Origin of the sequence: Microbacterium sp. MMO-113, from assembly GCF_037148555.1 — a bacterium.
GTDB lineage: Bacteria > Actinomycetota > Actinomycetes > Actinomycetales > Microbacteriaceae > Microbacterium.
Genome location: NZ_JBBCTD010000001.1, coordinates 743730 through 756949 on the forward strand (window position 1 = coordinate 743730; position 13220 = coordinate 756949).

Annotated in this window: 12 protein-coding genes; 5 read left to right on the forward strand and 7 right to left on the reverse strand. The window is 70.8% G+C overall.

What is annotated here, in order from left to right:
• The first annotated feature begins 3 nt into the window (after positions 1–3).
• Both rnc and mutM read left to right on the forward strand, forming a co-directional pair.
• A complete protein-coding gene (gene rnc / locus WFJ36_RS03505) occupies positions 4–696 on the forward strand; it encodes a ribonuclease III (protein WP_060923098.1) in 693 nt (230 codons plus the stop codon).
• A complete protein-coding gene (mutM, locus tag WFJ36_RS03510; RefSeq protein ID WP_336642654.1) occupies positions 689–1552 on the forward strand; it encodes a bifunctional DNA-formamidopyrimidine glycosylase/DNA-(apurinic or apyrimidinic site) lyase in 864 nt (287 codons plus the stop codon). The genes rnc and mutM overlap by 8 nt, the downstream gene beginning before the upstream one ends.
• Before the next feature lie 51 nt (positions 1553–1603).
• Here the strand turns inward: mutM and WFJ36_RS03515 are convergent, their stop codons facing one another.
• From WFJ36_RS03515 to WFJ36_RS03530, 4 genes are all read right to left on the reverse strand, one after another.
• Entirely contained in the window at positions 1604–2923 is a 1320-nt protein-coding gene (locus WFJ36_RS03515; RefSeq protein WP_336642655.1) for an FtsX-like permease family protein, read from the reverse strand.
• On the reverse strand, positions 2920–3615 hold the full coding sequence (locus WFJ36_RS03520) for an ABC transporter ATP-binding protein (RefSeq protein WP_336642656.1): 696 nt from the start codon (positions 3613–3615) through the stop codon (positions 2920–2922). Before WFJ36_RS03520 ends, WFJ36_RS03515 begins: the two co-directional genes overlap by 4 nt.
• Positions 3616–3714: 99 nt before the next feature.
• Entirely contained in the window at positions 3715–4794 is a 1080-nt protein-coding gene (locus tag WFJ36_RS03525) for a GNAT family N-acetyltransferase (RefSeq protein WP_336642657.1), read from the reverse strand.
• Positions 4795–4903: 109 nt separating this feature from the next.
• Entirely contained in the window at positions 4904–5188 is a 285-nt protein-coding gene (locus WFJ36_RS03530) for a hypothetical protein (protein WP_025103325.1), read from the reverse strand.
• Between the two features lie 521 nt (positions 5189–5709).
• Here WFJ36_RS03530 and smc point away from each other — a divergent pair.
• On the forward strand, positions 5710–9255 hold the full coding sequence (gene smc / locus WFJ36_RS03535; protein WP_336642658.1) for a chromosome segregation protein SMC: 3546 nt from the start codon (positions 5710–5712) through the stop codon (positions 9253–9255).
• A gap of 128 nt (positions 9256–9383) precedes the next feature.
• Here the strand turns inward: smc and WFJ36_RS03540 are convergent, their stop codons facing one another.
• On the reverse strand, positions 9384–10055 hold the full coding sequence (locus WFJ36_RS03540) for a hypothetical protein (protein WP_336642659.1): 672 nt from the start codon (positions 10053–10055) through the stop codon (positions 9384–9386).
• A 28-nt stretch (positions 10056–10083) separates the two neighbouring features.
• On the opposite strand from WFJ36_RS03540, the gene ftsY reads away from it, so the two are divergent.
• Entirely contained in the window at positions 10084–10956 is an 873-nt protein-coding gene (ftsY, locus tag WFJ36_RS03545; RefSeq protein ID WP_071328516.1) for a signal recognition particle-docking protein FtsY, read from the forward strand.
• 43 nt (positions 10957–10999) lie between these two features.
• Positions 11000–11500, forward strand: coding sequence for a DUF2004 domain-containing protein (locus tag WFJ36_RS03550; RefSeq protein ID WP_071328517.1), 501 nt, complete (start codon positions 11000–11002; stop codon positions 11498–11500).
• 10 nt (positions 11501–11510) lie between these two features.
• Here WFJ36_RS03550 and lipA read toward each other — a convergent pair whose 3' ends face one another.
• Positions 11511–12500, reverse strand: coding sequence for a lipoyl synthase (lipA, locus tag WFJ36_RS03555; RefSeq protein WP_025103330.1), 990 nt, complete (start codon positions 12498–12500; stop codon positions 11511–11513).
• Positions 12497–13147, reverse strand: coding sequence for a lipoyl(octanoyl) transferase LipB (gene lipB, locus WFJ36_RS03560; RefSeq protein ID WP_025103331.1), 651 nt, complete (start codon positions 13145–13147; stop codon positions 12497–12499). Before lipB ends, lipA begins: the two co-directional genes overlap by 4 nt.
• Positions 13148–13220: the final 73 nt, after the last annotated feature.

Genomic DNA, 13220 nt, shown 5'->3' on the forward strand with positions numbered 1-13220 from the left:
GCCGTGACGGAGGTCCCCGGGGGGACGAGGCCTCTCCCAGATAAGCTCCGCGTCGATATCGACGCGGAGCTTCTGGAGTTGGCCCTCACCCACCGCTCCTACGCGTACGAGCACGGCGGCATCCCGCACAACGAGCGTCTCGAGTTCCTCGGCGACTCGGTGCTGGGTCAGGCCGTGACCGTCATGCTGTTCACGCGGCACCCCGAGCTCGACGAGGGGGAGCTGGCGAAGCGCCGGGCGAGCGTCGTGTCGACGGTCGCGCTGGCGGAGGTCGCTCGCGGCATCGATCTCGGCAGCCACCTGCTGCTCGGGCGCGGTGAGGAGCAGACCGGTGGGCGCGACAAGGACTCGATCCTCGCGGACACCATGGAGGCCGTCATCGGCGCCACCTATCTGTCCGCCGGGCCCGAGGCTGCGACGGCGCTCGTCCTGCGTCTGACCGAGCCGCTGCTCGCCGACCCCGAGCGGTACGGCGCGGCGATGGACCCGAAGACGAGCCTGCAGGAGCTCGCGGCCCGCCTCGGCGCCACGCCGCCGCAGTACTCGGTCGAGGCCAGCGGCCCCGACCACGACCGGCGCTTCACGGCGACCGTCGCCGTCGGCGACGTGCGGATGACGGGCGCCGGCAGCAGCAAGAAGACGGCGGAGATGGCCGCGGCCCTCAGCGCCTGGCGCACGCTCAGCGAGCGTGCCTGAGCTCCCCGAGGTCGAGGTCGTCCGCTCCGGCCTCGCACCGGCTGCCGTGGATGCCGTCATCACGGGCGTCAGCGTCTTCGACGAACGCGCCCTCACCCGGCACACCGCCGGAGCCGCGGACTTCGTGCAGCGCTTGGAGGGTCGCCGTTTCACGGCGGCCGCGCGGCGCGGCAAGTTCCTCTGGCTGCCTCTCGATTCCGATGACTCCGCGCTGATCGCGCATCTGGGCATGAGCGGTCAGATGCTGCTCCGCGCGCCGGACGCGCCGTCCGAGCGCCACGAGCGGATCCGTCTGGGCATCGAGCACCCGCGACACGGGGAGCTCGCGATCGTGTTCGCGGATCAGCGGACGTTCGGCTCCCTTGCCGTCGACGCTCTCATCGCCGACGGCCCCTCCCGCATCCCGACACAGGTCGCGCACATCGCTCGCGACCCGCTCGACCCGTTCTTCGACGACCGGGTCTTCCGGGCCGCTCTCGCCCGGCGGCACAGCGCGATCAAGCGGGTGCTGCTGGACCAGGGCGTCGTGAGCGGCATCGGCAACATCTACGCCGACGAGTCGCTGTGGGCGGCCCGCATCCATCCGGAGACGCCGGCCGACGCCCTGCCGACTCGGACGGTGAACCGCCTGCTCGCCGAAGTGCGATCCGTGCTGCAGAAGGCTCTCGCCGAGGGCGGCACGAGCTTCGACGCCCAGTACGTCAACGTCAACGGGCAGGCCGGTTACTTCGCGCACTCGCTGAACGCCTACGGTCGCGGAGGGAAGCCCTGTCCGCGCTGCGGCACGCCGATCACCCGTGCCGCTTTCATGAACCGCTCCTCGCACTTCTGCCCGCGCTGCCAACGGAGACGCTGACCGGGGCCGAGTCGCGCGTGGCGGGCCGGACGCACCCGGCCCGCCATCTCCTCACGCCGGAGCGAACGCGCGATCCAGCAGCGGGCGGGTCGCCCAGGTGCTCGCCCACACGACACCGATGCCGACGGCGACGACGGTCGCGATGGTCATCAGCGAGAGGGGCGCGACGATCAGCGCGATGCCCACCAGCGGGAACACGAGCACCGCAGCGCACAGCGCGGATCCGACCGCCGTGACCAGCAGTGGCGACATGATCGCGCGACGGCGCGCGCGGTCCACGGTCTCGACCGGCATGCCCAGGTGGTGCAGGCTCTGGTGCAGGTCGTTCTTGTCGAGCACGTCCGAGGCCTGATTCACGCCGACGGAGGCGGCCACCATGAGGAACGACCCGATGAGGGTGATGATGAGACCGGTCCGGATGTCCTCTGCGAGCGCGATGCTGGAGGGATCGTCGCTCGCCCCGATCGTGTCGAGGAGCGCGACGCCGGTGCCCGCGAAGACGGCCATGAAGCTCGCCATCGCGATGCCGCCGACCTGACGCCAGGCCGCTTTCGGAGAGTCGAGAACGAGGCGAGCGGCGAGCAGCCGCTCCGGGCGCTCCGCCCGCCGGAGCTGGCGTCCCGCCGAGACTTTCAGCACCCACGGTCCCAGCAGGTTCAGCACCGTGAGCGCGAGGGCGAACATCGCCGCGAGCACGGCGATGGTCGCCACGACCCCGCCGATCATGGGGAAGACCTTGATGAGCACGAACGCGGTGGCGATGCCCACGACCGCGATGACGGCGCGGATCCAGTGCACGTTCGTCGGCGCCGTGCGCGTGCGAACCCCGAGCGGCGAGATCACGACCCGACGAAGCCCCACCACGGCGCTGCCCGCGGCGAGCAGCAGGACGCCGCCCACGACGGCGGCGATCATCGCCGGAGGGAGCATGACCGCCTGCGTGCCGAGCGGTTCTCCCCGGAACGGGATGAGACCGATCACCGGGCTCAGGGCCAGGTGGCCGCCGATGCCGATGACGGCGCCGGCGGCGGCGACGAGGACCGACTCGACGACGGTGGCCGTCGTGACCCCTCCCGGGGTCACCCCGAGCAGGCGCAGCGTGGACAGCCTCTCGTCGCGGCGTCGGGCGGACAACCGGGCAGCGGCGCCGCCGAGGGAGGTCAGCGGCACGACGAGGAGGACGAGCGCGATGGCGGCGAGAGCCTGGTAGAGCACGGCATCATCGTCGGTCCAGGTCCAGAAGGCCTGGGCGCCGCCGATCACTGTGAGCACGAGGGTCGTGACCACGCCGAACGCGACGATCGGCAGGGCGAGGACGCTGCGCTGTCCGGGAGCGGGGCGCAGAAGCAGGGTGAGGACGGAGAGATTCATGCGTTCACCGCCGAGCCGAGGATACGGCCGTCGCGGACGGCGACCGTGCGCGTGCAGCGTGCGGCGACGTCGGCGTCGTGCGTGACGACGATGAGGGTGCGGCCCTGCCCGGTCGTGGACCACAGGAGCGCGTCCATGACCTCGGCGGAGGTGTGCGAGTCCAGGGCCCCGGTCGGTTCGTCCCCGAAGACGAGGTCCGCACCCGTCGCCTGGGCCCGCGCGATCGCCACGCGCTGCGCCTGTCCTCCGGAGAGCTCGCCGATGCGCCGATCCTCCATGCCGCCGAGGCCCAGTGCCGCGAGCCACGACGCCGCGTGGGGGAGCGCGTCCTTCTTGGCGACGCCGTTGATCATCGAGGCGAGGGCGACGTTCTCCACCGCCGTCAGCTCCGGGATCAGCAGTCCCTGCTGGAAGACGAACCCGAAGCGCTCGCGACGCAGCCGGGAGCGCGCCGCCTCACCCAGCGCGGTCACGTCGATGGCCGTGCCCGTCGAGGGCTGGAAGACCACGCGGCCGCTGTCCGGGGCGGTGATTCCCGCCAGCACGTGCAGGAGCGTCGTCTTCCCCGAGCCCGACGCGCCCATGATGGCGACGGACTCGCCACGGTGCACCGCGAGGTCGACACCGGCGAGGGCGTGGGTGACACCGTAGGTCTTGACGAGGGCGTGGGCTTCGATCACGGGTGTGTTCATGTTCCCAGCCTCGCCGTGGGGCCGTGCCGGTGTCGTCGGCCCGGCGGATGAAGCTGAGCGGTGGCCGTCATCCGGGAGGATGACGACCACCGCTCGTCGTCAGATCTTCTTCTGCCACGCCCCTGCGTACGACACGGGCACGAAGCCGATCGCCTCGTTGATGTCGAGCATCGGCCGGTTCTCCTCCGCATTGAACGTCGAGACCACGGTGGATCCCGGGACGAGCTCCCGCCAGCGCAGGAGGTTGGCGCATTTGACGATCGTGCCGAGGCGGTGACCGCGGTGATCCTTCGCGACCAGCGTCCCGAACTGGTGGGTGGTCCCGGTCTTCTCCGCGCTGATCAGCAGCTCGTTGTACGCGACCAGCGTGCCGGTGGGGACGTGCTCCACCGCCACCACGGAGACCGTCTGCCCGGCTCCGGTGAGACGCGCATCGCGGCGGACCACCCGCTCCGCGTCATAGACCTCGGCGACGAAGTCCATGTCTCCGCTGGGGGCGTCGGTCGACAGCCGGGCGAGGATGTCGGCGTAGCCCGCGCGGAACTCGGGCGGAGTGGGGAGCTGCCACTCGACCACGCGATAGTCCGGTCCCGCCGCCGTGAGCGCGGCGTCCAACGCCCGGTGCAGGGGCTCCGGATCGGCGCGCAGGTCGAGCTCGCTGTTGCGCTCGACCTGTTCCAGCGTGAAGCCGTGCGCCTCGACGACGTCGCTCAGCGGTGTCGCCGGGACCCGTCCCCAGCCGGTCCGGGGCCGGAGCATGCGGTCGGCCTCCTCGGGCCGGTGCAGGGTCCAGATCTGGAGGACGCTCCGACCGCGCTCCCTCGCCTCGGTCTCGGCGCGGTCGAGCAGCGCGTCCTCGACACCGCGCCCGGTGTGGGCGGCCGGAACGAGGAGGTCGATCTCCGCGGCGCGCGCGTCCTTCTCCTGCGCGAAGGACAGGGTCACCATGCCGATGATGTCGTCCCCCTCCCGGGCGACGAATCCGAGATCCAGCGCATCGGAGTCGTCCTGCCAGTTCGGCAGCATCTGCGCGGCGTCCGGGGCGAGGTCGGGGAGACCGACCTGCTCGTCGCAGATCTGTCGGTTGAGGGCACCGTAGGTGCGAAAGTCCGCGGCGTTCGCATCGGTGAGGGTGGCCGGGACGATCAGCGGCGTGATCGTCAGTGCGGCGGTCGTCATGTCAGGTCCTTCGTGTCGGAGGGAGGAGGAGGTGCCGGGTGCCCCGGCGTCCGTCCGCAGGTGCACGGACGGACGCCGGGCCGGTGTCGAGGCGGTCGTCATCGCCCGGTCAGCGCATTCCGCGCTGCATGTCGTACATGAGGAGGGCGTGCGATTCCGCGGCCGAGCGGTGACGCTGCTCGCCGACGAGGAACAGGTCGCCGGGATCGACGGTCCACGACCGGCGCGGACGACGGGGCCGCTGCGCCCGCTGGAACAGCCAGAGGCCGATCCGGAGCGAGAGGCGGTCCGCGATGCCGAGCTCACGGAGCTCGTCGTCGCGGGGGATCTGGAGGACCTCGCGGTCCTCGGTATCGGGCGGATGGGTGGTGCTGCGTGACAGCGTGATGTTCACGATGGTTCCTTCGAAAGGGATGGATGGGTGCGGAAGCACCACGCCAGGACCGAGTCGTCGGCCGCGGCGGGTGCGGACGAGAGCAGCGCCTGTGGAGCCGCGGAATGCGGAGGCCGGAGGCGGCGGGGATCCATGATCCAAGGGGATCAGAGGGTGGGTCGCGACAGAACAGGCGGGAGAAGACCCGGATCGGGCCTGCGTTCCCAGGCTGCGGTTCTAGCCGAGCGAGCCGTGACGGACGCCGGCGGTCACCGATGCCGCGAGGCGCGGCGCGGAGTGCGCGGGCGCGGCGAGGCCAAAGACCTCTGCGGTGTGCTGAGTGATCATCATCGGTAACCTCCTTTCGTGTGGCGATCCGGAGGCCACCGTAGCGAAACTCTCAGGAGATCGTCAAGCATTTCGTGGTAGCACCGGCGTGTCGCGGCGGAGGCGGGGTCCGCGACGACCGCGCGGGATACCGGCCGTTCCGCGGGATTCCGGTAGCGTAGCGGCGTGAATCTCCCCGGACGAGCGGTCGCCCCATGCACCTGAAGAGCCTGACGCTCAAGGGGTTCAAGTCGTTCGCGCAGCCCACGACCTTCGTGTTCGAGCCCGGCGTCACGTGCATCGTCGGACCGAACGGCTCCGGAAAGTCCAATGTCGTCGACGCCCTCGCCTGGGTGATGGGGGAGCAGGGGGCGAAGACGCTCCGCGGCGGGAAGATGGAAGACGTCATCTTCGCCGGCACCTCGACCCGCGGTCCCCTCGGGCGCGCCGAGGTGCAGCTCACGATCGACAACGCCGACGGCGCGCTGCCGATCGAATACGCCGAGGTGACGATCAGCCGCACGCTCTTCCGCAACGGCTCCAGCGAGTACGCCATCAACGGCGAGAGCTGCCGTCTGCTCGATGTGCAGGAGCTGCTCAGCGACTCCGGCCTGGGGCGGGAGATGCACGTCATCGTGGGTCAGGGGCGGCTCGACACCGTGCTCCAGGCCTCGCCGGAGGATCGCCGCGGCTTCATCGAGGAGGCGGCCGGCATCCTCAAGCACCGTCGTCGCAAGGAGAAGACGCTGCGCAAGCTCGACGCGATGGAGGCCAACCTCACGCGTCTGAGCGACCTCGCCGGGGAGATCCGCCGACAGCTCAAGCCCCTCGGGCGCCAGGCGGAGATCGCGCGTGAGGCGCAGACCATCGCCGCCGTCGTGCGCGATGCCAAGGCCCGCCTGTTCGCCGACGACGTCGTGGCGCTGCGCACGGCCCTCGCGGACCACACCCGGACCGAGCAGGAGCGGCACACGGAGCGTCTCGTGCTGTCCGACCAAGCCGAGACCGTGCGCGCCGGGATCGCTCGTCTGGAGAAGAACCAGAACTCGATCGCGGTCGACGAGGCGCGCAGCGTCGCGTTCGGACTCGAACAGGTGCAGGAGCGCATGCGGGGCCTGTACACGCTCGCCAACCAGCGCCTTGCGCTCCTCGGGTCCGAGGAGGACGACGCGGCCGTGACCGCGGTGACCGTCACACAGGCGACCATCGACGAGGCGAAGGAGGACATCGAGACGATCTCCTCCGGCCTCGGCGACGCTCAGGATGCCGCGGCTGCGGCCAGCCGCGAGGTCGTGAACGCCCGCGCCGAGCTCGACACGCTCGATGTCGACATCGCGGAGCAGAGCGCGCTCGTCTCCGAGTACGACATGCGGCTTTCGTCTCTCCGCGGGAACGCCGATGCGGCCGCGTCGGCATTGGCCGCGGTCCGCGGCGCGGTGCTGCGTCAGGAGAACGCGCTCGAGGCGGCGCACGCCCGACGACGCGAGGCCGAAGAGGCCCTGGAGGCGATCGACGACGCGGAAGCTCCCGAGGGCACGGCCGTCGAGTACGCCGCCGCCTACGAGAGCGCCCAGCGTGCGGCGACGGCGGCGGAGGCGGAACGGGAGAGCCTTCGCGAGCGCTTGCACGCCGCGGAGCGCGAGGTCGACGCCCTCACGGCGAAGGCCGCTGCGTTGAGCAGTGCGCTGTCGCTGTCAGGAGGTGCCGCCGAGATCGTTGCGGAGGGCGGCCCCGGAATCCGCGGTCTCGTCGGCGATGCCGTGCAGGTGCGGGCGGGATACGAAGCCGCGATCGCGGCCGTGCTCGGTCCGCTGGCCGAGGGTGTGCTGGTCGGTTCCCCGGACGATGCCTTCGCCCTCGCGGCGGAGGCCGCAGAGCGCCGCCGGGGCGTGGTCGACTTCGTGGTCGCCGACGCCCCGAGGGAGAACCCCACCCCTCCGGACGTCGAGGGTGTGCTCGCCGCGACCGAGACGGTGACCGCGCCGGACGGCGTTCTCGGGATCCTGGCGCACGTGCTCATCGCCGTGGACCTCGATGCCGCGCGGGCCGCGCGGCGCGCTCTCGATGCTGCGGGCGACGCGTCGACCACGATCGTGACCACCGGAGGCGACGTCATCACCGCCCAGACCCTGCGCACGGGGTCCGGCGGCGAGCGCTCCCGCCTCGAGCTCGCGGCGGAGCGGGACGCCGCGACCGAGCGGCTCACCGAGATCCAGATCGTCGTCGACTCCCTGCGCGAGGCCCGCATCGACGCCGACGAGGCCGTGGAGGAGACGCGGCGGCAGGCGAAGGACGCGCTGCGCGCCCTTCGCGAGCACGACGCCGCCCTCGCGACGCACGCGGAGCAGGTCAACAAGGTGACCGTGCGCCATGAGGCCGCTGTCGCCGAATGCGACCGCCTCGAGACCGGGCTCGCTCAGGCGCAGGCCGCCGTGGCTGACGCAGAGGCGAAGGCGGAGGCCGCGAAGGCGGAGCTCGATGCCGCGATCGCCGCGCCCCGTCCGGTGCTCGACGCCTCGGCGCGCGACGGTCTGCTGGAGGCCCTGGAGCGTGCCCGCGAGGGCGAGGTCCGTGCCCGCCTGGAGGTCGAGACGCTGCGCGAGCGCGTCCGTGCCGCGCAGTCTCGGGTGACCGCGTTGGAGCGGCAGCGCGAGCAGGAGCGGGACGCGGCCGCGGAGGCCGCCCGCCGCGCTGTCATCCGCCGGGCGCAGCGCGAGGCGGCGTCCGGAGTCGTGGACGAGCTGCCGCGCATCCTCGACTCCCTCGACCGCTCGGTCACCGAGGCCCGCGTCGCGCTGGCGGAGGCGGAAGCCGCGCGGTCGGCGCAGAACGAGGAGCTCGTCGCGCTGCGCACCCAGGAATCGTCGCTGCGGGAGCGTCTGGCCGGGCTCACGGAGAGCGTGCACGGCCTGGAGCTGCAGATCCACGAGAAGAAGCTCCACCTGAACAGCCTGTTGGAGCGCGTGTCCTCGGAGCTCGCCCTCGACGAGGACGTGCTCGTCGCCGAGTACGGTCCTGACCAGCTCGTGCCGCGGGATCCCGGGACGGAGCCGGCCGACGGCGAACTGCTCGACGACACCGCGATCCCGTTCGACCGGCGCATCCAGCAGCGGCGCCTCGCGGACGCGGAGCGGAAGCTCGCCCAGCTCGGTCGGGTCAACCCGCTCGCGCTGGAGGAGTTCGCCGCCCTGGAGCAGCGCCACGCGTTCCTCACCACGCAGCTCGCGGACCTGACGCAGACCCGGCAGGACCTCTTGACGATCATCGCCGACCTCGACGAGCGCATGCAGACGATCTTCGCCAGCGCGTTCGAGGACACCAAGGAGGCGTTCGGCCAGGTCTTCCCCCTGCTGTTCCCCGGCGGCACGGGCAGCATCTCGTTGACCGATCCGGAGAACATGCTGACGACGGGGATCGAGGTCTCGGTCCGTCCCGTCGGGAAGAAGATCGAGCGGCTGTCGCTGCTGTCCGGCGGTGAGCGGTCGTTGGCCGCGGTGGCCCTCCTGGTGGCGATCTTCAAGGCGCGCCCCAGCCCGTTCTACATCCTCGACGAGGTCGAGGCCGCCCTGGACGACGCGAACCTCGGCCGGTTGCTCACGGTCTTCGAGCAGTTGCGCGAGAGCTCCCAGCTCCTCGTGATCACACACCAGAAGCGGACGATGGAGATCGCGGACGCGCTCTACGGGGTCTCGATGCGCCAGGACGGCGTCTCCGCGGTGGTCGGGCAGCGTGTCGGCGACCGCGCTGCCGCCGCCGTCTGACTCCGGCTGCCTCCGTCCCCGGGCACGGCTTCGGAGATCGGAGCCTCCACCCGGCGTGTCGGCCGTCTGATCCGGCGCGTCGCCTGCGGTCTCCGAAGCTGTGCTCGGACGGACCAGGGCGGGTCACATCATGAGGGACTGTTCGAATGCGGTGACGGTGGCGGGGAAGTCGGGGTGGTCCTGGGGACGGTGAGTGAAACCGAGAGGACGATCTGCTCGGCCCCGACATCGACGAGTCGTCGGGCGATGAGCTCGTACTCCTCGTTCCAGCCGCCGGTGACCACGAGGGCCGGCACGCCAGCGAGGGAATGCTCCCGGATGCCGTGTCCCCACGGGAGATTCGCGGTCGCCCAGTGCTCCGCGACCGCGCGCTCGTCCGGCCAGGACGCGCGGTCCAGCGGGCCACCGAACATGAGCGGACGGAACAGCGCCCAGAAGCCGTAGAGGTCGTCCTCGGCCGCGCGTGCTCGCGCCTCCGTGACCACGGCGATATGTCGCTCGATCGGCGCGTCACCGCGGGCGATGTCGTACAGGGCGGGCTCGACGAGGACGAGTCCGGACACCCGCAGACCGTCGGCGACGGCGCGGACGGCGGCGACCGCCCCGATGGAGTGGGCGAACAGGAGCGGCGTCCGGTCACGTTCTCCGGCGACGAGAGCGCCCGCCTGCGCTTCGACGGACGACCCCGGCGGGAAGCTGAGGAAGGTCCCCGACTCCGAAGCCTGGGAGGGCCACGCAGCTGTGCCGCGTCTCCCGGCGCCGTGGAGGAACACCCGGTGCGGGAGCGGCGCGCGGTGCATCCCTGGATGCTACCCGTAGGCTGGACACATGGCAGAGAAGTCCTGGTCTCTCGGTCGCGCGCTGCGCGGCATGTTCGTGAAGCCCACCATCGACGAGACGACGTGGGAAGACCTGGAGACGGCGCTGATCACGGCGGACTTCGGCCCCGACATCAGCGAGCGCATCGTCGACGAGCTGCGCGACAAGGTCGCGAAGTACCGCACCACCGACCCCAAGGATCTCCAGCGCATGCTGCGGGAGACCCTGGAGGAGCACTTCGCGAAGTTCGACACCACTCTGAAGCTCACCGAGCGGCCCGCCGTGGTCCTCGTCGTCGGCGTGAACGGCGTGGGAAAGACGACGACGATCGGCAAGTTCACGAAGTTCCTCCGCGGTTACCAGCGGAGTGTGGTCGTGGGAGCCGCCGACACCTTCCGTGCCGCGGCCGTGGACCAGCTCGCCACCTGGGCGCAGCGCGGGGGAGCGGCCATCGTCCGACCGCAGCAGGAGGGCCAGGACCCGGCATCTGTCGCCTTCCAGACCGTGGAGTACGCGAAGCGCGAGGGCATCGAGATCGCGATCATCGACACGGCGGGACGGCTGCACACCAAGGGCGGTCTCATGGACGAGCTCGGCAAGATCCGCCGCGTCGTCGAGAAGCAGGCCCCGATCAGCGAGGTGCTCCTCGTCCTCGACGCCACGACGGGGCAGAACGGCGTCATGCAGGCGGAGACCTTCCTGCAGCACGCCGGCGTCACAGGTCTCGTGCTCACCAAGCTCGACGGCTCGGCCAAGGGCGGCTTCGTGCTCGCGGTGCAGGAGCGCACGGGCATCCCGGTGAAGCTCCTCGGGCAGGGCGAGGGCATCGATGATCTGACCGGTTTCACGCCGCACGTCTTCGTGCAGGCGCTGGTCGGCTGACACAGGGCTTCCGCCCCGAGCACCAGGCTGGTTTCATAGCGTTATGGCGATCGAACACGACTACTTCGGACTGCTGTCATCGGGCCCCGACGGCTCGATCTTCTGGTCGGAGACGGTCGAGCTCGGCGACCAGAGCGTGACCGTGGACCTGACGGCCCCGGACCAGGACGACGTCTCCGCCGACGCCCTCGACATCGCCGCCGGGCTCATCGCCGGCCTGGAGAACGTGGACGCGACCGCACGGCGCGGGATGCTCGCCGAGGTGGACGACCGCACGAGCGAGGTGACCGAGTACATCCTGCAGCAGCAGGAGGTGTTCGGCGACGACCTCCCCGACATCCTCATCGACGTGTCCGGAGACGCGGCCGTGGACATCATCCGATCGCTGCGCTTGATGAGCATGACGATCCTCGCGGACGAGCACGGCGGCTCCGAGCCGTTCGCGGTGCTGGAGTACGCGCTCGACGACAGCGCCACCGACGACGTGCTGCTCGTGAACCTGGGCTCCGACGGCAGCGTGCAGTCGGTCATGAGCGCCGACTGACCGCCGCTCGTCAGACCGCCTGTGCGAAGCCGAGGTCGGCGCTCTCCGCGATGTGCGCGAGGTGCGCGGGGATCTCCCGTCCCTTCGAGGTCATGGACTGCGCCCAGAGCCGCCCGGCGCGGTACGAGGAGCGCACCAGCGGACCGGCGAGCACCCCGAGGAAGCCGATCCGCTCCGCCTCCTCCTTGAACTCGACGAACTCGGCCGGCTTCACCCACCGCGAGACGGGAAGATGCCGTGGCGTCGGGCGGAGGTACTGAGTGATGGTGATGATGTCGCAGCCGGCGTCGTGGAGGTCCTGCAGCGCCTGGACGACCTCCTCCGGCTCCTCGCCCATGCCGAGGATGAGGTTCGACTTCGTGATAAGTCCGGCGTCGCGGGCCTGGGTGAGAACGTTCAGCGACCGCTCGTAGCGGAACGCCGGACGGATGCGCTTGAAGATGCGGGGCACGGTCTCCACGTTGTGCGCGAACACCTCGGGGCGCGCGTCGAAGATCTGGCCGAGGAAGGCCGGGTCGGCGTTGTGCTCGTTGGCCAGCAGCTCCACGCCGGTGTTCGGGTTGAGCTCATGGATCTTGCGCACCGTCTCGGCGTTCAGCCAGGCCCCCGTATCGGGCAGGTCGTCGCGGGCCACACTCGTCACGGTCGCGTAGCGGAGATTCATCCGCTGCACGCTCTCGGCGACGCGTCGCGGCTCGTCGGTGTCGTAGTCGGCGGGCTTGCCGGTGTCGATCTGGCAGAAGTCGCAGCGACGCGTGCACTGCGATCCCCCGATGAGGAACGTCGCCTCGCGGTCCTCCCAGCATTCGTAGATGTTCGGGCAGCCGGCCTCCTGGCACACCGTGTGCAGATCCTCGCTCTTCACGAGCGAGTGCAACGCGGAGTACTCCGGCCCCATCTTGGCCTTGGTCTTGATCCACTCGGGCTTGCGCTCGATCGGGGTCTCCGCGTTGCGGATCTCGAGGCGGAGGAGCTTGCGCCCCTCGGGTGCGGCGGTCATGCCGGGACTCCTGTCAGGTCGGGTGCGTGCGCGGTGCGGAAGGCGTCCTGCACGGCGTCGACGAGGTCGAGCGGGCCGACCACGCGGCCGGACACCTCGCTCACCGTGGTCACGCCGGCGTCGGTGATGCCGCAGGGGATGATGTCGCGGAAGGGGGCGAGACTGTTGTCGCAGTTGATGGCGAAGCCGTGCATGGTCACGCCCTGCTGCACCCGCACGCCGATCGCGGCCACCTTGTCCTCCGAGAGCGGTCGGCGCACCCACACACCGCTGCGCCCCTCGACCTGGTGCCCGTCGACCCCGAACGGACGCAGCACCTCGATGAGGATCCGCTCCAGACGCCGGACGTGTGCGACCACGTCCATCGGCTCCGGCAGCCGGAAGATCGGATAGCCGACGAGCTGTCCCGGCCCGTGCCAGGTGATCTTCCCGCCGCGGTCGACGTCGATGACCGGGGTCCCGTCCTGGGGGCGCTCGTGGTCCTCCGTGCGCTTGCCCGCGGTGTAGACGGCGGCGTGCTCGAGCAGGATGAGCGTGTCAGGGCGGGCACCGGACACGACGTCCGCATGCACGCGGCGCTGCAGGGCCCAGCCGTCGGGATAGGGGACAGGGGTCGGCATGAAGCCGGGGGTGAGGATGTCGAGCATGCGTCGTCGCTTCCCTCTAATACATGGATTGCGTCTAACAATACATCCCCGTCCGGAGTGTGGCGCGGCGCGC